23 protein-coding genes are annotated in these 24,274 nt (G+C 71.9%); 7 read left to right on the forward strand and 16 right to left on the reverse strand.

The features are described 5' to 3' along the window. Positions 1–1,690, forward strand: a 1,690-nt coding sequence (locus tag ACRDSK_RS17345) for an alpha/beta hydrolase (protein ID WP_431442085.1), incomplete at its 5' end; no start/stop codon positions are given. A 550-nt stretch (positions 1,691–2,240) separates the two neighbouring features. On the opposite strand, the gene ACRDSK_RS17350 is transcribed toward ACRDSK_RS17345, so the two are convergent. From ACRDSK_RS17350 to ACRDSK_RS17370, 5 genes are all read right to left on the reverse strand, one after another. Beyond that, positions 2,241–2,618, reverse strand: coding sequence for a sterol carrier family protein (locus ACRDSK_RS17350; RefSeq protein ID WP_431442106.1), 378 nt, complete (start codon positions 2,616–2,618; stop codon positions 2,241–2,243). Beyond that, on the reverse strand, positions 2,615–3,427 hold the full coding sequence (locus ACRDSK_RS17355) for an ESX secretion-associated protein EspG (protein WP_431442086.1): 813 nt from the start codon (positions 3,425–3,427) through the stop codon (positions 2,615–2,617). Before ACRDSK_RS17355 ends, ACRDSK_RS17350 begins: the two co-directional genes overlap by 4 nt. A gap of 74 nt (positions 3,428–3,501) precedes the next feature. Then, on the reverse strand, positions 3,502–4,908 hold the full coding sequence (locus tag ACRDSK_RS17360) for a hypothetical protein (RefSeq protein ID WP_431442087.1): 1,407 nt from the start codon (positions 4,906–4,908) through the stop codon (positions 3,502–3,504). A gap of 81 nt (positions 4,909–4,989) precedes the next feature. Continuing rightward, positions 4,990–5,262 (reverse strand): hypothetical protein, encoded by a 273-nt coding sequence (locus tag ACRDSK_RS17365; protein ID WP_431442088.1) that lies wholly within the window; start codon positions 5,260–5,262, stop codon positions 4,990–4,992. Positions 5,263–5,497: 235 nt separating this feature from the next. Next, complete coding sequence (locus tag ACRDSK_RS17370; protein ID WP_431442089.1) at positions 5,498–6,118, reverse strand: DUF3558 family protein; 621 nt, start codon at positions 6,116–6,118, stop codon at positions 5,498–5,500. 45 nt (positions 6,119–6,163) lie between these two features. On the opposite strand from ACRDSK_RS17370, the gene ACRDSK_RS17375 reads away from it, so the two are divergent. Continuing rightward, on the forward strand, positions 6,164–6,736 hold the full coding sequence (locus tag ACRDSK_RS17375; RefSeq protein ID WP_431442090.1) for a type VII secretion system-associated protein: 573 nt from the start codon (positions 6,164–6,166) through the stop codon (positions 6,734–6,736). Here ACRDSK_RS17375 and ACRDSK_RS17380 read toward each other — a convergent pair. Beyond that, entirely contained in the window at positions 6,717–8,786 is a 2,070-nt protein-coding gene (locus ACRDSK_RS17380; protein ID WP_431442091.1) for a putative bifunctional diguanylate cyclase/phosphodiesterase, read from the reverse strand. The two genes, ACRDSK_RS17375 and ACRDSK_RS17380, sit on opposite strands and share 20 nt — an antisense overlap. Positions 8,787–9,105: 319 nt before the next feature. Between ACRDSK_RS17380 and ACRDSK_RS17385 the strand changes: the two genes are divergently transcribed. The 4 genes from ACRDSK_RS17385 to ACRDSK_RS17400 all read left to right on the forward strand — a co-directional run bounded on the left by ACRDSK_RS17385 (position 9,106) and on the right by ACRDSK_RS17400 (position 12,921). Continuing rightward, positions 9,106–9,972, forward strand: coding sequence for a lysozyme (locus ACRDSK_RS17385; protein ID WP_431442092.1), 867 nt, complete (start codon positions 9,106–9,108; stop codon positions 9,970–9,972). Between the two features lie 156 nt (positions 9,973–10,128). Beyond that, the gene (locus ACRDSK_RS17390) at positions 10,129–11,226 is read left to right on the forward strand and encodes a hypothetical protein (RefSeq protein WP_431442093.1); all 1,098 of its coding nucleotides are present in this window, start codon (positions 10,129–10,131) and stop codon (positions 11,224–11,226) included. 49 nt (positions 11,227–11,275) lie between these two features. Next, positions 11,276–12,367 (forward strand): pentapeptide repeat-containing protein, encoded by a 1,092-nt coding sequence (locus ACRDSK_RS17395; protein WP_431442094.1) that lies wholly within the window; start codon positions 11,276–11,278, stop codon positions 12,365–12,367. Positions 12,368–12,633: 266 nt separating this feature from the next. Next, positions 12,634–12,921 (forward strand): transposase family protein, encoded by a 288-nt coding sequence (locus tag ACRDSK_RS17400; RefSeq protein ID WP_431442107.1) that lies wholly within the window; start codon positions 12,634–12,636, stop codon positions 12,919–12,921. On the opposite strand, the gene purL is transcribed toward ACRDSK_RS17400, so the two are convergent. The 5 genes from purL to ACRDSK_RS17425 all read right to left on the reverse strand — a co-directional run bounded on the left by purL (position 12,918) and on the right by ACRDSK_RS17425 (position 19,032). Then, on the reverse strand, positions 12,918–15,185 hold the full coding sequence (gene purL, locus ACRDSK_RS17405; protein ID WP_431442095.1) for a phosphoribosylformylglycinamidine synthase subunit PurL: 2,268 nt from the start codon (positions 15,183–15,185) through the stop codon (positions 12,918–12,920). The two genes, ACRDSK_RS17400 and purL, sit on opposite strands and share 4 nt — an antisense overlap. After that, positions 15,182–15,856, reverse strand: a complete 675-nt coding sequence (gene purQ / locus ACRDSK_RS17410; RefSeq protein WP_431442096.1) for a phosphoribosylformylglycinamidine synthase subunit PurQ — start codon at positions 15,854–15,856, stop codon at positions 15,182–15,184. The genes purL and purQ overlap by 4 nt, the downstream gene beginning before the upstream one ends. Beyond that, the gene (gene purS / locus ACRDSK_RS17415) at positions 15,853–16,092 is read right to left on the reverse strand and encodes a phosphoribosylformylglycinamidine synthase subunit PurS (protein WP_431442097.1); all 240 of its coding nucleotides are present in this window, start codon (positions 16,090–16,092) and stop codon (positions 15,853–15,855) included. Before purS ends, purQ begins: the two co-directional genes overlap by 4 nt. Positions 16,093–16,441: 349 nt before the next feature. Next, on the reverse strand, positions 16,442–17,452 hold the full coding sequence (locus ACRDSK_RS17420; protein ID WP_431442098.1) for an NAD-dependent epimerase/dehydratase family protein: 1,011 nt from the start codon (positions 17,450–17,452) through the stop codon (positions 16,442–16,444). Positions 17,453–17,541: 89 nt separating this feature from the next. After that, positions 17,542–19,032, reverse strand: a complete 1,491-nt coding sequence (locus ACRDSK_RS17425) for an aldehyde dehydrogenase family protein (RefSeq protein ID WP_431442099.1) — start codon at positions 19,030–19,032, stop codon at positions 17,542–17,544. Positions 19,033–19,104: 72 nt separating this feature from the next. Here ACRDSK_RS17425 and ACRDSK_RS17430 point away from each other — a divergent pair, with 72 nt between their 5' ends. Further along, a complete protein-coding gene (locus ACRDSK_RS17430; RefSeq protein WP_431442100.1) occupies positions 19,105–19,746 on the forward strand; it encodes an MBL fold metallo-hydrolase in 642 nt (213 codons plus the stop codon). On the opposite strand, the gene ACRDSK_RS17435 is transcribed toward ACRDSK_RS17430, so the two are convergent. The 5 genes from ACRDSK_RS17435 to ACRDSK_RS17455 form a co-directional block, all read right to left on the reverse strand. Continuing rightward, the gene (locus ACRDSK_RS17435) at positions 19,718–20,437 is read right to left on the reverse strand and encodes a DUF2334 domain-containing protein (protein WP_431442101.1); all 720 of its coding nucleotides are present in this window, start codon (positions 20,435–20,437) and stop codon (positions 19,718–19,720) included. The two genes, ACRDSK_RS17430 and ACRDSK_RS17435, sit on opposite strands and share 29 nt — an antisense overlap. Before the next feature lie 67 nt (positions 20,438–20,504). Continuing rightward, positions 20,505–21,317, reverse strand: coding sequence for an SAM hydrolase/SAM-dependent halogenase family protein (locus ACRDSK_RS17440; RefSeq protein ID WP_431442102.1), 813 nt, complete (start codon positions 21,315–21,317; stop codon positions 20,505–20,507). A gap of 47 nt (positions 21,318–21,364) precedes the next feature. Continuing rightward, positions 21,365–22,165 carry an MOSC domain-containing protein gene (locus tag ACRDSK_RS17445; protein WP_431442103.1) on the reverse strand — a complete coding sequence of 267 codons (801 nt, stop codon included), beginning with the start codon at positions 22,163–22,165 and terminating at the stop codon, positions 21,365–21,367. Between the two features lie 19 nt (positions 22,166–22,184). After that, a complete protein-coding gene (purB, locus tag ACRDSK_RS17450) occupies positions 22,185–23,612 on the reverse strand; it encodes an adenylosuccinate lyase (RefSeq protein WP_431442104.1) in 1,428 nt (475 codons plus the stop codon). 22 nt (positions 23,613–23,634) lie between these two features. After that, the coding region (locus ACRDSK_RS17455; protein WP_431442105.1) for a hypothetical protein at positions 23,635–24,274 on the reverse strand (640 nt) is incomplete at its 5' end.

Consider the following 24,274-nt stretch of genomic DNA (forward strand, 5'->3'; position numbering starts at 1 on the left):
GTACACGACCATGCGCGCCGCCGCGGACAACGCCATCGCGGCGTGGCGGTCCCGGCCGGCGGGCCTGGACGGCGCGGCGCTCACGGCGCTGGCCGACCGGGTCAACCGGGCGCTGACCACGGTGCGCGAAGGCTACGAGCAGACCCTGCGGGCCTACGCCGGGTCGCTCGCCGGCATCCGACCGGCGTTCGCGGAGACGGCCAGGGCGGACGCCGCGTGGCTGGCGACCGCGCCGACGGCCGGCCCGACGGTGCCGCCGCCGGGGTCGGATCCGCGCGAGGTGGCCGCGTGGTGGCAGGGGTTGTCCGCGGCGGAGCGGGACTCCTTGCTGGCCACGCGGTTCGACGAGCTGGGCCGGCTGCGCGGGCTGCCGGCCGAGGTGCTGGACGTCGCGAACCGGCGGCGGATCACTGCGGACCAGGAGCGGCTGGAGGCGTCGCGTTCGTCGCTCGATGGACAGATCGCCTCGCAGGCCGCGTCGTTCGGTCTGGACCCGGCGGACGAGGGCGCGCTGCGGTCGGAGCCGGCGTTGGCGGACCTGCTGGACCAGCGGCAGGACGTGAACCGGCAGCTGGAGAACGCGGCGGCCGCGGCGGAGCGGGTCGCCGAGGCGGAGGCGCGGGCGCCGGACTCGGTGTACGTGCTGTCGTACGACCCGGTGGGGCCGGGCAACGGGGACGGCGCGCTGGCGGTGGCGTTCGGCAACCCGGACACGGCGGATCACCTGGCGATCGCCGTGCCCGGCGTGGGGACGACGCTCGAGAACGGGTTCCCGACCGGGCAGGCCGTGGAGCTGCGGGAACAGATGGACGCGGCGGCGCCCGGTGCCAGCAACGCGACGGTGGCTTGGCTTGGCTACGACGCGCCGTCGTGGGACCTGAGCGTGGTGTCGACGGACAACGCCCGAGCCGGCGGTGAGCTGTTGGTGTCCGATGTGGACGGTTACCGGGCGGCGGCCGAGGCGGCCGGGCACGACCCGCACGTGACGGCGCTGGGGCACAGCTACGGCAGCACGACGGTCGGCTACGCGGCGATGAACGGTCTGGCCGCCGACGACGTCGCGTTCCTGGGTTCGCCGGGAGTGGGCGCGTCGTCGGTGTCGGAGCTGTCGGCGGGCGCCGGCCACGTGTGGGCGGGGATGACCGAGCACGACCCGATCGTGCAGGCCACGAGCGGCGACTGGTTCACCGCGGACGGTTCGTCGACCACGCCGTACGACGACGCGTTCGGCGCGAACCAGTTCGGCACGGCGACGTCGGAGGACCTGCTGGACGCGCACAGCATGTACTACGCCGACGGTTCCGAGTCGCTGCAGAACCTGGGCAACATCGCGACGGGCAACTACGACGCGGTCACGGATCCGCGCTGGGAGGACTCGCCGCTGCCGCCGTCGCTGCCGGGCTCGGACCTGCCCGTGGTGGGCCCGGCCATCGACGCGGTGGCCAACCTGGGCAAGGAGACGGTGGACATCGTCGGGGACGTGGGTTCGGGCCTGTCGTCCGCGGCGGAGGAGGCCTTCTCCGGCGACTGGGACGGGGCGTGGGACGAACTACGCGCCACGGGCGGCGAACTCCTGAACGACGCGGGCGACATCGTGGTCGGGACTGTTGGGGACGTCGTGGAGGGCGGTCGCGACTTGGTGGAGGCCGGCAAGTCGTTGTACGACAACACCTTGGGCCGGATCTTCTGATCGGCAGGTGGCCTCCGGCCCCCGGTTTCCAGCCTACCGCCACCCACTGACGGTCCCGACCTCACGAACCGTCACCTGTGGACAACCCGGCGACAACGCAGGTGGACTCCAAACCGGATCCGACCTCATCGCACACACCGTCCCACGCGACCGACATCCCAACGCGAACCGACTATCGCAGCGGGGCTCACCCCAGTCCGAACCTGGCCCCCGCGAACCAGCCCACCACGGCGAACTCACCTCGCCGAACGCGACATCGCTGACGCACCAGCCCGCCGCGACGCCCGATCCGACCTCGGGATTCGCCCGCTCATCAGGCCCGGCGGCCTCGGCAAGCCGAGCCCGCCGCCCGCGAATCCCAACCACTCCAACGAATCGGCGGCGAGAACTCCCCCGCGCGCACACGCGCGTGCAGAACCAGACTCCCAAAACCCCCACCCTCTCCGGGGGCACCCCTCATGCCAGTCTACCGAGGAGCACCGACGAAAGCGGCGGTGTGGATCTTGCCTGTGGACAACTCCAGCTTGTGGACAACCGGTGACGTCGCAGGTCAGGGGAGGCGGACGACCGGGAGATGGTCCGACAGGTCGGCTCGTTGGCCGGAGGCGGTGATTCGTCCGGCGGCGACGGCGGCCGGCCAGTCGAGCAGGCCCGTTGCCAGCTCGAGCCAGGTTCGCGGGTCGGTTTCCACCACGTTCGGTGGGGTGCCTCGGGTGTGGCGGGGGCCCTCGATGCACTGCACGGCCGCGAAGGGCGGCACTCGCACCTCCACGCTGCGGCCCGGCGCCACCTGGGCCAGCGTGCGCAGACTCAGCCGGACCGCCGCGGCCAGGGTCGGGCGCGGGGGCGTCGGGCCACCGGTGAGCCAGGGCGCAACCGCGAGTACGGCCGACCGGAGTTCGTGGGGGTCTACGGGTTTCGCGGTCAGGACGCGGCCTCGCGGACGATCTCGTCCAAGAGTTCCTGCACGTGGTGGGTCAGGTTGCGGGTGTCGGCCGGCGAGATCGTCGTCCACATGGTGCCGTCCTGGGACGGGCGGCGAATCTGCACGTAGCGACCGTCCTCGGTGTCGAAGAACGACACCACTCGCTCGGCTCTTCGCCGCCGGCCGAGCTTGTCGCGGGCGGCCGCGCCGAAGTTGCCCAACCCCGACACGTCCTTGATCATCTCACCGAGCACGACCGCGTCGTCCTTGCGGATCCCGTGTCCCAGCAACGCCGCCTGGAACCCGTCGCGGGTACCCACCGACGCGTGCGCGGCCGCCTCGAAGTCCGAGGTGCGCAGCGTGACCGACTGGCCCGGACCCGGCACCGCGGTGGGCAGCGCGGCCAGCACCGCGCTTGGCAGCCCGCTGGCCGACACCCGCCGCAACGTCACCTGGCCGTCGCTCAGCTCCGCGACCCCGGCGACGTCCCCACCGGCCGCGGCGAGCACCCGCGTGCCGCGTCCCGCGTACGCCCGCAGGTCGACCTCGCGCTCCGGCTTCGCCAGCGCCGACAGGATGTCCTCGATGTCCGGGTTCACCTCGACGGGCCGCCCCAGGCCGCGCCCCTCGAGGTCCGTCCACGCCTTCTCCTCGAGCTGCGCGCGCTCGTCGTTCGTCTTCCCCGGCGACGGCACCTTGACCACGAGCGGCAGCTGGCCGAGCCGCAGATGCTCCCACAGCACATCGAACTCGAGGGCCGACAACGTGATCGGCTGAGTCTCTTGCTCACCGATCGAGAACGTGCTGGTCACAAGCACAACCTTACTCAGAGAAACGGGGCGGGACGCCGCACAACGCGACACCCCGCCCCGACTTCGTTCAGCTGTTACTCCTGCGGCGTCGACTCCCCGATGACCGTCGGCGCGACCCGGCGGTCATCGCCGAACACGTCCTCGGTCTCGAGCAGGTAGTCGGGCGCGAAGCGCTCCTCGTCGTCATCGTCGTCGGCACGGCGGCCGCCGGCGCCCATCGGGCCCGCGACACCGCCGCGGCCACCGGTCACTCCGGCACCACGACCACCGGCCGCGCTCGCGGCACCGGGACCCTGACGACCCGCGACGCTTCCACCCGGCACGGCACCTCCGCCCGGCGCGCGGCCGTACGGCGAGGCACCACGCGTGGTGTCCGCGCCCGCACCGCCGACGCCGCCGGGACCGAACGCACCGGGCCCGCCCAGACCGCCGCCCGGCAGGCCGCCGCGCACCGGCAGGCCACGGCGAGCCACGTCGCCGGCGTTGCCGGGGATCGGCTGGACGCCACCGGGGCCGAGCGGGCCGCGGTTGGCGCCGTTCAGCGGGCCGTTGCCGCCGGTCGTCGGGTTCGTGTTGCCGGTGTTGCCGAAGGGCGGCAGAAGCTGGCCGTTGGCCGGTCCCGGGTTGGTCGGGTTGACGGGCGGGATGCCCGGACCCGGCTGCACCGGCGGGCCGCCGACGGGTTGGCCGGGCGGCGGCACCAGACCCGAGGGAGTGGTGACGGCCGGCGGCGCGAACACGCCCGCACCCGGGAGCGGCTGCCCACCGGCCGGGGGCGTCGCCCCGCCGTTGGCACCGATCGGGGTGAGGGTCGAGGGGCTGCTGCCGCCGCTACCGGTCGGGATCGTGGCGGTACCGCCGGCCGAGGCGGCCTGCGTGCTGCCGCCCGCGTTCGGGCCGGCCTGCGACTCGGGGCCGGTGACGACGCCCGCCGTGCCGCCCTGCGGAGGCGGCGTCGAGACGACCACGTCCGGCGGCGTGACGAAGGTGCCCAGCGTGTCCCGGTTCCAGGTGCTGCTGCTCTCGTAGTTCTGCATCGTCTGGACGGCCTGTTGCTGAGCCTCGCTCTGCGCGGCCTCCTGCGCCTCGTGGTCACCGGCCTGCATCGCCACCGCGACGGCCGGACCCGGGTTGCCGGTGGCCATGCCCAGACCCGCCGCGGCCATCTGCCAGCCGGACGGCGCCGGCGTGGTGACCGCGACCGGCTCCGGCATGTTCGAGCGCGCCGTGGAGATGTAGTCGGCCTGGTTCTCCGACGAGATCCGCATCACGGACGACGCGGTCTCGGCGTCGGTGGCCCACTCGGCGAGCGGCGTCAGACCGGTCTGCGCGCGCTCCGCGGCCTCGCCCTCCCAGCTCGCGCCGATCGTCTTCAGCTGGCTGTTGAGCGCCTCGTCGACCTGGGTGAGCTCGTCGGTCAGGCTCCGCCAGTACTGCGTCTGCGGCTCGGACGCGGCCGAACCGGGGCCGCTGTTGATCATGTCGTAGAGCTCAGGGTGTTCGAATCCCCGCCATCGGTAACCCATGGAGTTCAATCCTTCGCGTGCGGACTGGAAGTCGGCCTAGTACTTGCCCCAGCGGGCCGTCTCGGTGCCTTCGATCGCCAGGTAGTCGGCGTGTGCCGAGCTGAGCGACTCGATCGCGTTCGCGAGCTGATTCTGGTAGCCGGTGAGGCACTCGATGGCCGACTCGGCGCCGGCACCGTTGGATCGCTCGGTGAACCGCTGTGCCGTCTCGCCGCTGACCGGGTCCCCTGCCCAGTCGCGTACCGGCAGTCCGCCGAGCTCCCGAACCTTGGCCGACACCCGCTCGTGGGCCTCACGGAACGCCTTCAAAGCCTCGGGGATTGCCCAAGGCTCGATGCGCAAGTTTTGAGTACCAGTGAAGGTGGGTCCCGCTGGCGCGATTCCCCCGCCACCACCATCCGCAGCAAACACGGCACGTCTCCCTCAGTCTGTGCGATTGCGACGACTGTATCTCTGATGCGGCCGGCCGTGTGGCGGTTCCCACGAGCAACTGGCCAACATCGAAAACTTTCTTCAGGGACGTCGGCGTGTCGTGACCATGACGTCAGCCGAGCGCCGAGATCGCCGATGCGGCGATCTCGGGCACTGTGTCACACAGCCGTTTCTGCGGCGTGACCGGCTCGCCTCTGGGGTTGCCCATGCCGTAGGAGATGAAGAGGAGCTGGCCGTCGTGCACGTCCAGGACGCCGAAGCAGTTCTCCGGCTGCGCGGGCTTGAGTACCGACAAGGGGTAACCCTGCGCTTCGAAGTCCGTGACCTCGGCGTTCGCGGTATCGACGAACTCGCGGGCGTCCTCGTCGGGGACCGCGATCAGGGTGAGTGACAGGTTCTTCTGGATGCCGTTGGCGAAGCAGTCCTTGGCGCCGGGGAAGATCACCGAGGTGCCGCCGAGCGGTGGCCGGTCGCCGTCGAGGCCGTACTCGCGCCGCGGCAGGCCGGCGACGACCTTGCAGATGTCGACGCCGGCCATGTCGATGTCCTTGGGCCGGTCTCGCGGCGCGGAACTGGTCGGCGGCGGCACCGTGGACGAGGTCGGTTCGTCCGGTTGGTCCGTTTGTTCGGTGCTGGTGGGCGGTTGGTCGGCGGCCCGCGGCTCGCCTGGCTCCGCGGTGGAGCAGCCCGCGACGAGCAGCAGGGACGCGAGCGCGATGCGTAAGGTCCGCATGGTCGCCAACCTACCGATTGGGCCGAACGGACCTACGATGTGGCCATGTCAGAGCAGTCGTCAGGCCAAGTCACCCCGCAGATCACTCCGGAGATGCGGGTGAGCGCGCGGGCGAACCCGGGCACCTGGCTCTACGTGATCGATCCGGCCTTCGACGCGGACGCCGACATCCCGCCGTGGGGCGTGGTCGGCGCGTACCCGGTCGACGCGAACGGCGAGATCAGCGCGGCGTTCCGGCGCAACACCGAGTATCGCCCGTCGCCGGCCGCGCTGCGGATGCCGGAGCCGACGACCGACCTGGAGCGGACGCTGCAGCTGATCCGGTCCGGCCACGTCGACGAGGCGGTCCTGCCGGCCGCGGTGCTGCGCGCGACGCTGCTGCTCTACGCGACCTCGCCGCGGGACCGCTCGGTGACCGGCTTCCCGGCGCGGCAGGGCACCGTCATGGTGCCGGCGTGCACGTCGGTCGCGTGCGTGCCGCCGGTGTGGCCGGGGTGGCGCGAAGTCTCAGGCCGCGAGCTGGTGCCGCTGCTGTACGGCCATCCGCTGGTGCTCAACCCGGCCGGCCCGGTCTCGGCGATGATCCCCGCCGAACACCTCAGGCGAGCCACGGGTTGATCTTCGCGGGCGGGCCTGGTCTGGCGTAGAGCCAGCCCTGGGCCTGGTCGCAGCCGATGGCCCGGAGGCGGTCGGCCTGGTCGCGGGTCTCGACGCCCTCGGCGATCACGTCCAGCTTCAGCGAGTGCGCCAGCGACACCAGCGCCGTCACGATCTGGGCGTCCACCGAGTCCGCCTCGTCGGCGCGCAGGCCCTCGACGAACGCGCCGGCGATCTTCAGCGCGTGCACCGGCAGGTGCCGCAGGTAGGACAGGTTCGAGTAGCCGGTCCCGAAGTCGTCGATCGCGATCCGGACGCCGAGCTCCACGAGCTTGTGCAGCGCGCCGAGCGGCTCGCCGGTGCCCATGATCGCGCTCTCGGTCAGCTCCAGCTGCAGGCTCGTCGGCGGCAGCCCCGCGGTGCGCAGCACCTGGACGATGTCGTCGACCAGCCCCGGCTCGGCGACCTGGCGCGCCGCGAGGTTCACGCTCACCACCGGCTCCAGCCCGCCCAGCCGCGCCCACCCCACGGCCTGTTCGCACGCCTCCGCGAGCACCCAGTGGCCGAGCGGCACGATCAGCCCGGTCTCCTCGGCGAGCCCGATGAACCGGTCCGGGCCGAGCCGGCCGAACTCCGGGTGCGCCCAGCGCACCAGCGCCTCGACGCCGAGCAGCTGGCCGTCCGACAGGCGCACGATCGGCTGGTAGTCGACGTAGAACTCCCGGTTCTCCAGGGCGGCCGGCATCGCGGCGGACAGCGTGATCCGGGCGATCTCCCGCGCGTTGCGCTCCGGGTCGTAGCAGGCCCAGCGGTTCTTCCCGTCGACCTTCGCCCAGTGCAGCGTCACGTCCACGTCCCGCATCGCGTCCGAGGGCGTGGAGGTGGCCACCGGGCGCTCGACGATGCCGACGCTGGCCGACACGGTCAGCCGGTGGCCGGCGATGTGGACCGGCTCGGCGACGGCGGCCAGGATCCGCTCGGAGAGCGCGGTCAGCTCGGCCATCCCGTCGGTGTGCTCGACCAGCACCACGAACTCGTCGCCGCCCATGCGGGCCAGCAGCCGGCCGGGCGCCCGCACCAGCCGGTGCAGCCGGTCCGCGATCTCGACGAGCAGCTGGTCGCCGACCACGTGGCCGAGCGTGTCGTTGATCGCCTTGAAGCCGTCGAGGTCGAGATAGCACAGGCCGATCCGCTGCCCGTCGCCCGCGGCGAACGCGGCGTTCAGCCGCTCGGTGAACAGCGCGCGGTTGCCGAGCCTGGTCAGCGGGTCGTGGTTGGCCTGGTGCCGCAGCTTCTCCGAGAGCACGTGCCGCTCGGTGTTGTCCTCCACCATGCCGACGAGCAGCTGCGGCGCGCCGGTCTCGTCGCGCACCAGCGAGACGGTCACGTTCGTCCACAGCGGAGTGCCGTCGCGCTTGCGGAAGCGCCGCTCGATCCGGTAGTGGTCGCGCGTGCCGGCCACCATCTCGTCGAAGTAGTGGCGCAGCTCAGGCGGGTCGTCGGGGTGCAGGAACTCGACGAGGTGGTGGTGGTGCATCTGCTCGGGCCGCAGGTCCAGCATCCCGGCCATGGCCGCGTTGACCTCGAGCAGCCGGCCCTCGGTGTCCGTGATGCCGATGCCGATCGCGGCGTCGGAGAACATCGCGCGGAACCGGGCCTCGCTCGTGCGCCTCGCCGCCTCGGCGCTGTCGCGGGCCTCGAGCGCGGAGCGCCGCAGCGTCTCCTGTTCGGTGAAGATCCGCTCGTGGGCGGCCCGCACGAACCCGGCCGCGAGCGCGGCCTGCGCGGCGTCCCGCCGGTCCGACCCGGCCAGGTGCCCGGCCGCCAGCCGCAGGGTCGCGGCGAGCGCGTCAGGGGCGAAGAAGCCCAGCCGGACGATCTCCGCGCCGGCCCGCTCGACCGGGGCCGGCTCCCACTCCCGGGCGGCTACCGATGCCGTCAGGAGGTCGGCGAGTTCACCCACCCGTTCGAGTAGTGCCGACCGTTCGGTCGGCACGAACGCGGTGTCTGAGAGCGCACTGGCCCACGCCGCCACGAACTCATCGCGGCCGGACCCTGCAGCGCCTGCCACGGTCACACCTTCCGGCACAGTTCCCCGTCGGACAACCTGCTCCGAGGTATCCCGAAGGATACGGTGGTCCTCACGCTCCGTCCACGTGCATGCTCCGACCGTTAGTACTGGTCACACGACCAGGGCGGAGCACCAACCTCCGACGCAGAGCTTAGGGCGCCCAAGTGACCAACGACCGGCGGCTCAAAACGTTATCGAAGTAGCCGTTACTAATTAACCAGACAACGTGACAAATCGGTACTACGCGACCACAATCTGTATCTTGGCAGCTCCAGCCCGTGAGCCGCCAACGCGAGGGCGATTCGGAAAGGGCGATCCCATGAACCGTTTCCTCCGCGGCAGACGTCGCGGACTGATCGCGGCCGGTGCGGTGGCCGCAAGCCTGATCCTCGCCGGAGCAGCTGCTCCGGCCCTGGCCGACCAGGCCGCCTCCCCTGCCGGCGGTCATGACTCGGTCGACGCGATGGTGCAGAAGTACGACCACCCGATGGGTTCCCAGATCCGTCTGCACGAGGGCACGGCGCAGATGCCGCCGCGCTCGTTCGACCCCGAGGACGTCACGGCCCAGGCCTCCGTGCCCGGCATCGACGTCAGCGGTCACCAGGGCAACGTGGACTGGCCGGCCCAGTGGAACGCCGGCAAGCGGTTCGTGTGGGCCAAGGCGACCGAGGGGACCGGCTACCGGAACCCGTACTTCGCCCAGCAGTACAACGGCTCGTTCAACCAGGGCTTCATCCGCGGCGCGTACCACTTCGCGCTGCCGGACCGGTCCAGCGGCGCCACGCAGGCGAACTTCTTCTCCAGCAACGGCGGTGGCTGGTCCGGTGACGGCAAGACGCTGCCGGGCGCGCTCGACATGGAGTACAACCCGTACGGCGCCACCTGCTACGGGCTGTCCAAGACCTCGATGACCAACTGGATCCGCGACTTCAGCAACACCTACAAGGCGCGGTGGGACAAGTACCCGGCCATCTACACGTCCACCAGCTGGTGGAACCAGTGCGTCGGCTCGAGCTTCGGCTCGACCAACCCGCTGTGGGTCGCCCGGTACGCGTCCTCGGTCGGCCAGCTGCCGATCGGCTGGAGCGTCTACACGGTCTGGCAGTACAGCTCGTCGCCGATCGACCAGAACTCGTTCAACGGGGCCTACGACCGGCTGCAGGTACTCGCGCGGACTCCCGACTAGACACTCGGCTCAACCCCCAGGAGGGGGCTTTCGCCCACCATCGGGGCGAAGGCCCCCTCCGTCCATTTAAGCTCCCGCGTGAGGCGGGAACGAAGCCCCCCGAGAGCACGTCGGACTCCGGGCAGGGACTGTTCTCCGGGGAGGGAACCCAAGGCGATGACGTACCCACAGCAGCCGTATGGCCAGCAACCCGACCCGTACGGTCAGGGCCAGCAGCCGGGCCAGTACGGCCAGCCGGGCCAGTACGGTCAACCCGACCAGTACGGGGGATATCAGCAACCGGGCGGCTATCAGCAGCCCGGCGGCTACCCGCAGTCCGGCGGCTTCCAGCAGCCGGGTGGGCAGTACGGCGGCTACGACCAGACCGCGCAGTACCCCGGCGGCTACCCCAACTACGGCGGCGGTTACGGCGGCCCGCCCCCGCCGAAGCGGAACACCGGCATGATCGTGGCCGTCGTGGCTATCGTCGTGCTGCTGCTCGGCGGCCTCGGCGTCACCGGGTTCGTCGCGCCCGGCTTCTTCCTCAGTGATGACAAGAAGTCCGCGTCCGGCAGCGGCGACACGTCCACTTCGGCCAAGCCGTCCAAGACGGACGACGCGTCCGCCGGCGCGGAGGAGTTCATCGACGAACTCGTCCAGGCGGCCGACGGGCAGGACGGCAGCGCGCTGCAGAGCCTCACCTGCGCCGACGCCGATGCCAACGTCCAGTCGGCCATCGACGACATCGACGAGATCTCCGCCGCGGAGCTGAAGGAGACCAAGGAGGTCTCCGACAACGAGGTGACCGCGGTCCTCGACATCACCCTCGACGGCGACGCCGTGCCCTATGACGTGACGGTCGTCAAGGACGGTACGGAGTGGTGCTGGAACGACATCCTCCCGAGCGATGGCAGCGGTGGTCTGCCGACCGGATCGCCGAGCGAGCCGACCGACCCCACCGACCTGCCGACCGGCGGCGGCTCCGGCGGCGACGGCGAGGAGTTCGTGCAGGGCTTCCTCGACCAGGTCAACGGCGGCGACGCGGCCGGCGCGAAGGGCAAGCTGTGCCCGGACAGCACGAGCCAGCGCGACATCGACGACGCCGTCACCGGCAAGGCGAACCTGCAGTTGGACACCGCGGGCATGGAGTCCCAGTCGGAGTACATCGGCGTCGACCTCACGGGCACGCTGAACGGGGCGCCCACCTCCGCCGCGAGGACGAGCGCGTTCCTCGAGGACGGCGGGTGGTGCATCTTCACCTTCTACGCGTTCTGACGCGCCGGGTGAGCATGCTGATGCCGTCGGCCGGTCGCGGGCGTCGCCGATGAACGCCCTGTTCATCGGGTTCGGCGCCGCCGCGCTGGCTGGCGGCGTCGCCGTCTTCGTGGTCTGGAACGTGTGGCGTCGCCATCGGGACCACCTGCGGCTGCTCGGCACGGTGCTGGTCGCGTTGGGCGTGTTCGCACTCGTCGCCGGCTGGCTGCTGACCGGTCCTGCCGCCAGCCGTGGCGATGCGTTGAAGACCGGTGGGCTCGCGGCGGGCTCGGTCGTGGCGCTGTACGCGTTGTGGCTCAACGACCGCCGGCGGCGCGTGGAGGAGAGCCGGCAGGAGCTCGAGCGTGCGCGGCAGGACCTGGAGAGCGGTCGGGCCGAGCACGACCGCGAGCGCGCGGCGGACGAGCGGTTCCTGCGGGCGGTGGAGCTGCTCGGCGACGACGCCGACCAGGTGCGGGTGGGGGCGCTGCACGCGCTGGCCGGGTTGGCGCGCAGCCGGCCGTCGTACACACAGGACGTGCTGGACGTGATCTGTTCGTACCTGCGGCGGCCGTTCGACCACCCGCGGTACGCCGCCCGGCGCGGCCTCGAGCCGCCGCCGGAGAGCTACGAGGAGCGGAAGGCGCGCGAGGCGGCGGAGCGCTGGTTGCAGGTGCGGCTGACCGCGCAGCGGCTGATCGCGGACCTGCTGCCTCGTGTCGACGATCCGGCCGCCGCGGCCTACGACCTCGACCTGCACGGGGCGACGCTCGAGTACTTCGACCTGTCGTACCGGGTGATCGGCCAGCTGCGGGCGCGGGAGCTGAACCTGTACGAGTCGAACTCGTTGCACCACTGCGAGGTGCGGGGCCCGGCCTGGTTCACGGGCGGCCGCTCGTGGGGCCGGCTGTACGCGCAGGACACGGTGTTCCGCGAGCGGACGTGGTTCAGCCGCTTCACCGCCCACGGACTCGTGGACCTGTCCCGAACGACGTTCCAGGGCGACACGAAGTTCGCGTCGTCGACATGGAACGACCGCGTCTCGTTCGCCGAAGCCGACTTCGCCCGCGAGGCCGACTTCACGAAGGCCACCTTCCGCGCCGAGGTCACCCCACCACCCGGCTGGCACTACTCCCCCGAGACGGGCCTCGCCCGCCCCTGAACTGCGCAAACTGCCGCGCAAGTTACACGCTGACCCCCACCCTCTCCGGCAGGGCTCCGGCAAAGTCGATCATCCCGGCGGTGGGGCGTGCACGACTCGTTGATCATGTGATTGTCTAGGTCCCATGGTCATGTGAGAGAGCCGTGCCCGTTGTTGAATCTTGCCTGGTTGCTGGTGTGGTGGTGGGTGTGGCCCGCTCGAGGTCTGCCCGTTCGGGTGCTGGTGATCGCGTGTGGGTGGTTGACCTGGGGGTACATCTGCGGGTGGTGCCTGATCCGCGATGTCGGCGGGGTGTGCGGCATTCGGTGATGTCGGTTCTGGGGTTCGCTGCGGCGGCGGTGGCTGCCGGGGTGTCGATCGTTACCGGGATCGGGGAGTGGGCTGCTGACGCGCCGCGATCGGTGTTGCGGAGGATGGGTGTGCGGCTTGATCGCCGCAGACAGCTGTCCCTGACCCTCTCCAGGGGCGTCCCTGTTCCAGTCTACCGGTCGCGGGGCACGGGGAGATCAACTCTGGGTCTGCTGTGGACAACCTCGGCGGTTGTGGACAACTAGTCGAACAGGGCTGGCAGCGTGCCCTCCCAGACCGTGCGGAGCTCGGTCAGGAGTAGCGGGGCCAGGCCCTCGATCTCCAGCGTGTCGGTCGGCTCCGTCGTGCCCAGGCGGGTCCACGGCAGACCCGCCGCCGTGCAGCGGTCGGTGAACTCGACCGCCTCCGTCGGGGACAGGGCGACCAGCACGCGCGCCGACGACTCGCTGAACAGCGCCACGAACGGATCGCCTTCGAGTGCCACCCGGCAGCCGTGGCGGCTCAGCAGGCAGCCCTCCACCAACGCCTGCGCGAGCCCGCCCTCGGATAGGTCGTGCGCCGCCGACACGCCGCCCGACCGCAGCACCGACCCGATGAGCCGCTCGCGCTCCAGGTCGACCGCCGGCGGCCGGCCGCCCAGGTGGCCGTGTGCCACGTGCGCCCACTCCGAGCCGCCGAGCTCGTCGGCCGTCGAACCCAGCAGCACCAGCGTGTCGCCGGGGGCGCCGAGACCCGTCGGGATCCGGTGGCGCACGTCGTCGATCACGCCGAGCACGCCGACGACCGGGGTCGGCAGGATCGCCGTGGCGCCGGTCTGGTTGTAGAAGCTGACGTTGCCCCCGGTCACCGGGATGCCCAGCGTCGCGCAGCCGTCCGCCAGGCCGCGGACGGCCTGCTGGAACTGCCACATCACGCCCGGGTCCTCCGGCGAGCCGAAGTTGAGGCAGTTCGTCACCGCCATCGGTCGCGCGCCCGACGCCGCCACGTTCCGGTACGCCTCCGCGAGCGCGAGCTGCGTCCCCACGTACGGGTCCAGTCGCACGAACCGGCCGTTGCAGTCGCACGACATCGCGACTCCGCGGCCGGTCGCCTCGTCGATGCGGATCATGCCCGCGTCCGCCGGCTGCGCCAGCACCGTCCCACCGCGCACGTACCGGTCGTACTGCTCGGTGACCCACCGCCGCGACGCCAGGTTCGGCGAGCCGGCCATCCGCAGGATCTCCGCGCGCAGGTCAGCCGGCCGGGCCAGCTCCGCCGGCGACGCGGCCAGCAGCGCGTCCTGGTCGGCGGGCCGCGCGACCGGACGCTCGTAGACCGGGCCCTCGTGCGCGACCGTCCGCGGCGGCACGTCCACCACGGTCTCCCCGTGCCAGGTGATCACCAGCCGGTCGCCGTCGGTGACCTCGCCGATCTCCGTCGCGGTGACGTCCCACTTCGCGCACACCCGCAGGAAGGCGTCCACATCGGACGGCCGGATCACCGCACACATCCGCTCCTGCGACTCCGACGAGAGGATCTCCGCCGGCGTCATCCCCTTGGCACGCAACGGAACCCGGTCGAGCACCACGTGCATGCCGCCGTCACCCGCGGAGGCCAGCTCCGACGTCGCGCACGACAGGCCCGCGCCGCCGAGGTCCTGGATGCCGACGACGATGCCCTCCCGGAACAGCTCCAGGCAGCACTCGATCAGCACCTTCTCCGTGAACGGGTCGCCCACCTGCACGCTCGGCAGCTTCTTGCGCCCGGCGCCGCCCTCGGCCGACGAGTCACTGGCGGCGAACGTGTCGGACGCCAGCACCGAGACGCCGCCGATGCCGTCGAGACCCGTGCGCGCGCCGAACAGGATGACCTTGTTGCCGGTGCCGGACGCGTGCGCGAGGTGCAGGTCCTCGGCCCGCATCGCACCCACGCACAGCGCGTTGACCAGCGGGTTGCCCTGGTAGGACGGGTCGAACACGACCTCGCCGCCGATGTTGGGCAGACCGAGGCAGTTGCCGTAGCCGCCGATGCCGGCCACCACGCCGGGCAGCACCCGCCGGGTGTCGGGCGCGTCCGCGGCGCCGAACCGCAGCGGGTCCATCACGGCGAGCGGCCGCGCGCCCATCGCGAGGATGTCGCGCACGATGCCGCCGACCCCGGTCGCCGCCCCCTGGTAGGGCTCCACATAGGACGGATGGTTGTGCGACTCGACCTTGAACGTGACCGCCCAGCCGTCGCCGATGTCCACGACGCCGGCGTTCTCCCCGATGCCGGCGAGCATCGTCGCGCGCATCTCGTCGGTCGTGGTCTCGCCGAAGTAGCGCAGGTGGACCTTCGACGACTTGTAGGAGCAGTGCTCCGACCACATCACCGAGTACATCGCGAGCTCGGCGTCGGTCGGCCGGCGACCGAGGATCTCGCGGATGCGCGCGTACTCGTCGTCCTTGAGCCCGAGCTCGCGGTAGGGCTGCGCGACCTCCGGCGTGGCCGCGGCCAAGTCGACGGTGTCGGTCTGCACGGTCGCGGTCATGCCGACACCACCGCCTCCAGGACCGAGCGGAACAGGCCGAGCCCGTCGGTGCTCGGGCCGGTCAGCTCGTCGATCGCGTGCTCGGGGTGGGGCATCAGGCCGACGATCCGGCCGTCGGCCGAGCAGATCCCGGCGATGTCACGGACGGACCCGTTGGGGTTCGACCCGGAGTAGCGGAACACGACCCGGCCCTCGGTCTCCAGTTCGTCCACAGTGGACTGAGACGCGGCGAACCGGCCGTCCATGTTCTTCACCGGGATGACGATCTCGTCGCCGACGGCGAACCGGCCGGTCCATGCCGTCGAGGTGCGCTCGACCCGCAGGGGCTGGTCGCGGCAGACGAAGTGCAGACCGCCGTTGCGCAGCAGCGCGCCGGGCAGCAGGCCCGCCTCGCACAGGATCTGGAAGCCGTTGCAGATGCCGAGCACCGGCATGCCGCCCCGGGCCGCTTCGATGACGGCGGTCATCACCGGGGCGAACCGCGCGATCGCGCCGGCGCGCAGGTAGTCGCCGTAGGAGAAGCCGCCGGGCACGATGACCGCGGCGACCCCGCGCAGGTCGGCGTCGCCGTGCCAGAGCGCGACCGGCTCGGCACCCGCGTAGTGCACTGCGCGGGCGGCGTCCACGTCGTCGAGCGTGCCGGGGAAGGTGATCACGCCGACGCGGGTCACGACTGGACCCGCCGGACGGTGAAGTCCTCGATCACCGGGTTGGAGAGGAAGCCTTCGGCGATCTTGGCGAGCGTCTCGTCGTCGACGGAGTCGTCCACCTCCAGCTCGAAGTGCTTGCCCTGACGGACCTCGGAGATCCCGGTGAAACCCAGCCGAGGCAGCGCGTTCGCGACAGCCTGGCCTTGCGGGTCGAGGATCTCGGGCTTGGGCATGACGTCGACGACGACTCGGGCCACGGCGGGCAGCTCCTGAACGCGAGTGGGGTCGGGTACCGCGGAAAGCCTACCCAAGCTGCGGGTTCACCCGTTCGAGACGGGCCCAAGCGCTCGCGTTCCGCGCGCAAGTCACGTTTCCCGCGCGCACGCGCGTGCAGAACGCAAGAAACGTAGCCCCCACCCTCTCCGGGGGCACCCCTCGTGACCGTCAGTCTACCGGGGGGCTCTGACAAAAGGCGTGGTCAAGCAGGTTCTGTGGACAGGTCTGCCGGTTGTGGACAGGTGTGGCTCAGCGCGCGGGGCTCCAGCCGGGAGATGCGGTGGTGTCCACATCCCGTGTGCCAGTTCGGTTCTTCGGCGCTCTGGACGGCTAGAGCTGCGCGAGGACTTCCTGCTCCTCCTCCGCCGAAAGGCCCGCCTTTCGTGCGCGGTCCAGGCCCAGCTCTCGCTCCCGCTCCAGCGCGTCCGCGACCGCCTCGGCCAGTGGGCGGACCGGCATGCCCGCCTCGAGCGAGGGCGTCACGTCGTGGGACTTCATGCCGTCGTAGTCCGACGGCAGCCACATCGGCAGCGAGCGCGGGCCCGACCACGGGTTGACCTCCGCCGCCGCGAGCTGGGCCGGGGTCGCGGGCACCAGCTCCGCGTCCGAACCGACCGCGTCGGCGATACCGCGCAGCAACTCGGGCAGCGGCTGCTGCGGGCCGACGCCGTCGTAGGTGCCGACGACATCCTTCTCGCCGGCGTCGATGATCCACGTCGCCAGGTCGCGCACGTCGAGGTACTGCATCGGCTGGTCGGGCACGTCCGGCACAACCACCCGCCCGCCCCGCGCGAACCGGCCGGGCCAGTAGCCGAACCGGTCGCTGCGGTCCCACGAACCCGTGACCAGCCCCGGCCGGACGACGAACGCCCGCGAGCCCATGGCCGAGCGGACGGCGTCCTCGCCGGCGACCTTGATCCCGCCGTACAGCAGGACCCCGTCATCGCCGGCCGCCATCATCTCCTCGCGGGTGGCGTGCTGGCGCAACGCCGGGACCAGCGAACCGGTCGCCGGGGTCTGGCCGGTCGTCGCGTTGTCGGCGTACACGTTGATCGTCGACACGAAGGTCCAGTGCCCCGCCCGGTCCGCGAGCTCGCGCAACGCCCGGTCGACCCACGGATAGGACAGCGGCGCGACGTCGACCACCGCGTCGAACGCCTCGCCGGCGAGCGGCGCGAGGCCGTCCTCGGCGTCGCGGTCGACCTTGACCAGCGTGGCGCCGTCCGGCACCGAGCCGGACTCGCCGCGCGCGGCGCACACCACGTCGTGGCCGCGCCGCAGCGCCTCGGCGGCCACCGCGTATCCGACGAAGATCGTCCCACCGAGAACCAGGAGTCGCATACGTCAACCCTGACCCGCACCGCCACCAACCGCCACCGATCTCGCGGACGGCGAACGGACCGCGAGCGGGCCGCGTGCGAGAGAAGGGCTCAGCGCTTGCCGTGCAGCAGGTTGATCAGCTTGGCCACCTTCGCGTCCGTCTTCGGAGAGCGGTCGAACGTCGTCAGCAGCAGCGGCGGGCGGAAACGCTGCCGGGCGATGGCCTTGGCCCGAGCGAACTCACGCAGACCCTCCTGGCCGTGGATGCGGCCGAAGCCCGAGTCACCGACGCCGCCGAACGACGGGATACCGGCGAAGCTGATCACCGAGTTCACCGACGTCATCCCCGACCGCAGCCGGCGGGCCAGCTCCATGCCGCGAGCCTTCGAGAACACCGTCGACGCCAGGCCGTAGCGGGAGTCGTTGGCCTTGGCGACGGCCTCGTCCATGTCGTGGACCTTCGCGATGGTCAGCGTCGGCCCGAACGTCTCTTCGCGCACGGCCGCCGAATCCTCCGGCACGTCCACCAGCACCGTCGGCTGCACGAACCGGTCGCCGACCGCGTCCTCGCCGCCCACCAGCGCCCGGCCGCCGCGCGACAGCGCGTCCGCGATGTGCCGGCGGATCACCGACAGCTGGGCCGGCATCGTGATCGGGCCGATCTTCGCCGAGGCGTCCGACCCGGCCCGCACCGTCGACGCCACGTCGACGACCTTCGCCACGAACTCGTCGTAGACCCGCTCGTGCACGTACACCCGCTCGACGCCCACACACGTCTGCCCGGCGTTCGACATCCCGCCCCACACCGCGGCGTCCGCGGCCGCGGCGACGTCCGCGTCGGCGTCCACCAGCAGCGCGTCCTTGCCGCCCGCCTCGATCAGCACCGGCGTCAGCGTCTCCGCGCACGCGGCCATGATCTTGCGGCCCGTCCCGGGCGAGCCGGTGAACGCGAGCTTGTCGACCCCCGAGCGGCACAGCGCCGCGCCCGTCTCGCCGAACCCGGTGACCACGGCGAACACCGGCTGCTCTGGCACCACCTCGGCGAAGGACTCCGCGAGCCACCGGCCCACCCCTGGCGTGTACTCCGAGGGCTTGAACACGACCGCGTTGCCGGCCGCGAGCGCGTAGGCGATCGAGCCCATCGGCGTGAACACCGGGTAGTTCCACGGCCCGATCACGCCGACGACCCCGAGCGGCTGGTACTCCACGGTCGCCGCCTGGTTCGCCATCAGCAGGCCGGCCGCGCGCCGCTGCGGGCCCAGCACCTTGCGCGCGTGCTTCGCCGCCCACGCCGTGTGGTCGATGGCCAGCACGATCTCGAGCATCGCGTCGCCGTGCGGCTTGCCCGTCTCCGCGTGCACGAGCTCCGCGAGCTGCGCCGACCGCGTGGTCAGCACGTTCTTCCAGCGCCGCAGCCGCTCCTCGCGGCCGGCGAAGCCGAGACCCGCCCACCACGACGACGCAGCACGGGCGCGCTCCACGGCCGCCTCGACGTCCGCGGCAGCGTGCACCGGGAACGTGCCGACCACCTCGTCGGTCGCCGGGTCGAGCGAGTCGAACGTCGTCCGCTCACCGGTGGTCGCAGGCTTCACGCTGGTCATGCTGACCTCCCTGGTCGCCTTCCACCGTCACGCTACTCGTCGGTAGTGACCGGCGCGACTAGCCTGTGCCGCGTGCAAATCGTTCACTTCGGACACTCGTGCGTTCTGCTCGACACCGGCTCGGCTCGGCTGCTGTTCGACCCCGGCGTGCTGTCCGCCGGCTTCGAGGACGCCCGCGACCTGGACGCCATCCTGATCACCCACCAGCACGCCGATCACCTCGACACCACCCGGCTGCCCGCCCTCGTCGCGGAGAACCCGCAGGCCGCGCTGATCGTGGACCCGGGCTCGGTCGAGGAGACCACGAAGATCGGCCTTGCCGCGGAGCAGGCGTCCCCGGGCGACACGCTCACCCTCGGCGGCGCGGACGTGCAGGTCGTCGGCGGCGAGCACGCGATCATCCACCCGAGCGTTCCCATGCCGCCCAACACCGGCTACGTCGTCGGTGACGGCGCGTTCTTCCACCCCGGCGACTCGCTCTTCGTGCCCGAGCAGAAGATCGACGTGCTCGGCCTGCCCACCGCGGCGCCCTGGCTGAAGACCGGCGAGGCCGTGGACTTCCTGCGCGCGGTCGCCCCGCGGGTCGCGGTGCCGATCCACCAGGGCCTGCTCAACGAGACCGGCCTGCATCTGACCTACGGCTGGTTCTCCCGGATGGCCCCCGAGGGCTGCGAGCTGGCCGTCCTCACGCCGCTCGCGCGGAACGAGCTCTGACCAGGTCCGGATAGGTGACGGCGTGGGCGCCGTGGTGCAACGCGATGTCCACCGCGTCCAGCAGGGCCTGGCGCGGACCGGAGCGCGGCAGGTCGGCCGTGTCGACCGCGAGGCGCACCAGACCACCCCGGCGGGCGGTCCGCGCGGCGCCCATGACCAGCGCGAAGCACCACCACGGCTCGGTCCGCTCGCCGAACCCGAAGCCCAGCACGCGTCCCCTGTGGACGGTCCCGGTCCGCAGGTCGCGCACGCTCACCAGGTCCGCACACAGCGAGAAGCCCTTGCGGCGCAACGCGACCAGCGTGCCCGGTGAGGCGAGCCAGCGCGGCGGCACGAAGCCCTCCGGCGCGAGGTCGAGCCGCTCCATCGCGCTGCCGGCGGCGACGAGGCGCAGGCCCGCCTCGTGTGCGGGCAGCGCGGCGAACTCGGCGCGCCGGCGCACCACGAGCGAGCGCTGTTCGGCGGCCTGCTCGTACCCGTGCTGCAGCAGCGCGTCGCCCGCGGCGCGGCGCTGCCGGACCCAGGCGCGCACCGCGCCGGGCTGGTCGGCGCCGGCCACGCGGGGCGAGAGCAGCAGCGAGAGCGGCACCCCGCGGTCGGCGAGCTGGTCGCTGAGTTCGGCACCGCGGTCCAACGTGCGAGCGTTGAGCCCCGACAGTGACACGAGCAGTCGTGCGGTCACGCTCCCCATGAGGCCATGCTGGAATGACGACAACCTGACACCGAGATGACACGCCGGCACCGGTCGGGCGAACCTCTCAGGGCCGGGCGAACAGGAGTAGCACCTGGTCACCGGGCACGGCGCTGAAGTCGGTGGCCGCCGAGCCGCGGTCGACGGCGAGCGCGACGCGGCCCGCCGAGTCGACGTAGACCAGCAGCGTGTCCGGCCCGGTCTCCTGGAACGTGCGACCGACGGTGGCGGTGACCGAGCGGCCGGCGAGGTTCGCGTGCCCGGTGATGCCTGGGGTGGCGCCTGCGGCGTCGAGGTCGGCCCCGGTCGCGGCGAGCTGGATGTTGCCGAAGCTGTCCACCGACAGGATCTCCGTGGTCAGCTTCCCCTGCTCCACCAGGGTTTCCGGCTCCGGCAGCCGGACGAGCGTGGCCACGTCGACGGGCGCGCCGAAGTTCTCCGGGGCGATGCCGGCGGCCAGGTGCGCGGCCGCCGGGGCGAACACGTCGCGGCCGTGGAAGGTCGCCGAGACGCGGGAGAGCTGGTAGGCGGGCTCGGTGAGCTCGTAGGCGGCGCGGACCCCGCCGAGCATCTCCGCGGCCGGGATGAGCAGGCCGTTGTCCGGCCCGACCAGCAGCCCCTCGGCCGCGACGACGACCATGCCGCGCCGGTCGGTGCCCACGCCCGGGTCGATGACGGCGAGGTGCACGGCGGACGGTAGGTAGGGCACCGCCTGGGCCAGGATCACCCCGCCGCGGCGGACGTCCTGGGGTGGCACGGTGTGGCTGACGTGCAGCACGCGCGGCGCGGGAGCGATCCGCGCGATGACCCCCTCGCAGGCCCCGACGAACCCGTCATCGATGCCGTAGTCGGTCGTGAACGAGATCCAGTCGTAGCTCATCGGCCCAGTCTGGCCGAATCGTCCCGACTCGTGGGTGAGCGCCGCTGTCAGCCTGTCGTGATCTCATCGCCCACGGCGATCGTGCCCGGGGTGGCCACGGCGAGCTTGACGCCGAACGTCACGCCGCCGTCCGGGTCGCGGCGGAACGTCGCCAGCGTGCGGATCGGCTCCGGGCCGGCCCGCTCGCCGCGGTCCTGGTCGACCATCGTGACCTGGCAGCGCACGTCCGGCTTGACGTAGCGCAGCTCCGCCCCGCCTACCCGCGCCGTGCGCAGGTCGTCCTCGCCGAACGGCGGAAAGCCCGTAGCCACGATGTTCGGCCGGAACCGGGCCATCGGCACGGCTTCACCACCGCGTTCGAGGATCCGCGCGTTCAGATCGTCCAAAGAGGACAGTGCGGTGAGGTGCAGGGCCGTCGAGTCGGCGAAGTGGACCGGGCCGTGGGCGTCGTCGAAGGCCCGCGCGTGGTCGGGCGCCGCGCGTGTCAGCCGGACCGGCTCGCCGAGCACCGCGCTGCCCCACTCGGCGGCGTCGTCGCCCTGGTCGACGGCGACGCCGTGCCAGGAGTACACGGACACCGGCCGGCGCGGACCGTCGGTGCGCACGTCGACCGTCACGTCCGGGTGGCCCGGCGCGGACAGTGTGAGCTTGGTGCCGTCGTGCACGACCTCCGGCCGCACGAGCGCGAGCCGGGGCGTGCGGCGCTGGCATCGGAACGTGCCGTCCGGCGAGACGAACAGGAACACCCGGTCGTGCCGCGGCCCCGTCGCCATGACGTCCATGCGCTGCACGGACACGCCGGCGCAGCCCTTGACCGGGTAGTAGCTCAAAGCGGATACGGTCGCCACCCGCACACGGTAACCGGCGCTACAGGATCGCCGCTGGTGAGTAAGTCGCGGCGGCGCCGAACCGGCCGACGACCTCGCCGACCCGCTTGACCACGGCGGCCACCTGCGCGCCCGCGACGCCGGTGAACGAGAGCTGGTCTGCGAGCAGCGCGTCGAGCCGGTCCCCGTCGAGCGGGATCCGCGGGTCCGCGGCCAGCCGGTCGAGCAGGTCGTTGCGCTCCTGGCCGCGCTCCCGCATGGCGAGCGCGACCGCGACGGCGTGCTCCTTGATCGCCTCGTGCGCGGTCTCCCGGCCCACGCCCGCCCGAACCAGCGCCATCAGCACCTTCGTGGTGGCGAGGAACGGCAGGTACCGGTCGAGCTCGCGGGCGATCACCGCCGGGTACGCACCGAACCCGTCGAGCACGGTCAGGAACGTCTCGACCAGCCCGTCCAGCGCGAAGAACGCGTCCGGCAACGCCACCCGGCGCACCACCGAGCACGACACGTCACCCTCGTTCCACTGGTCGCCGGCCAGCTCGCCGATCATCGAGGCGTAGCCGCGCAGGATCACGGCGAAGCCGTTGACCCGCTCGCTCGACCGGGTGTTCATCTTGTGCGGCATGGCCGACGAGCCGACCTGGCCGGCGCGGAAGCCCTCGGTCGCGAGCTCGTGGCCGACCATGAGCCGGATCGTCTTCGCCAGCGACGACGGCGCCGCCGCCAGCTGGACCAGGGCGGACACGACGTCGTAGTCCAGCGAGCGCGGGTAGACCTGGCCGACGCTGTCGAAGGTCCGGGCGAACCCGAGGTGGGCCGCGACCCGGCGCTGCAGTTCGTCCAATGTGGACACGTCGCCGCCGAACAGGTCGAGCATGTCCTGCCCGGTGCCGACCGGGCCCTGGATGCCGCGCAGCGGGTAGCGCTCGATCAGCCCGTCCAGCCGCTCGAACGCGACGAGCAGCTCCTCGGCGGCGGAGGCGAACCGCTTGCCGAGCGTGGTCGCCTGGGCGGCGACGTTGTGCGAGCGGCCGGCCATGACCAGGTCGGTGTGCTCGGCGGCGAGCGTGGCCAGCCGGGCCAGCACCGCGACGGTGCGGGCGCGGACCAGCACGAGCGAGTCGCGGATCTGCAGCTGCTCGACGTTCTCGGTGAGGTCGCGCGAGGTCATGCCCTTGTGGACCTGCTCGTGCCCGGCGAGCGCGTTGAACTCCTCGATGCGCGCCTTGACGTCGTGCAGCGTGACCCGCTCGCGCGTGGCGATCTCGTCGGGCCGCACGTCGTCGACGACGCGCTCGTAGTCGGCGATCACCGACTCGTCGACGTCGACGCCCAGCTCGGCCTGCGCGCGCAGGACCGCGAGCCACAGCCGCCGCTCGAGCCTGATCTTGTGCTCGGCGGACCAGAGCTCGGCGAGCTGTTCGGAGGCGTACCGGTCGGCGAGCACGTTGGCGATGCGGGGCTTCACGTTTGCCCAGCTTACCGACGTCCTACTGCGGGATCGGGAAGTGCAGCCGCGGGTCGCCGAGCAGCGCCACGACGTCGGCCACGGCCACCGAGCTCCGCGGGGAGATGGACGTCTGGGCGACCATGCCGTCCGTGCCGAAGCGCGTCACGATCAGCCCCCGGTCCGCATTGCTGACCTTGCCGTCGAACGCGCCCTTGGTGACCTCGTAGACCCGGATCAGCGCACCGTCCTCGGCGGTGAACTCGTCGGTCACCGGGAATGCGTCGGCGTAGCGGTCCCGGGCGTCGTCGAGCTCGGGGCGAGCGTGGATGAGGAACAGCGCGATCGAGGTGTCACCGACGAAGTAACCCGAGACGAGCGTGGGCGGGCAGTCCATGGCCAGCATCGGGTCGGAGCGTTCGACCGAGCCGCCGGCCAGGTGCTCGCCGACCGCCTCCGGCACCGACCGGTTCAGCCGCTCGACGATCTCCGCCGAGCCGGGGAAGTTCAACGGCGGATCCTTGCGGAGCGGGGTGTCCTGGCACGCCGCGGGCTTGGCCGCGGACACCGAGGTCGGGCTGGCCGGTGCCGTCGTGGTGTCGTCTCCGGTGTTCCGCCCGGCGTCGTCGGGGCTGCCGAGCACCACCGCCACCGCGACGAGCGCCGTGGTCGCCGCGGCCGCG

It is taken from the genome of Actinophytocola sp., from assembly GCF_050699915.1.
In the GTDB taxonomy this organism is placed as follows: Bacteria; Actinomycetota; Actinomycetes; order Mycobacteriales; family Pseudonocardiaceae; genus Actinophytocola.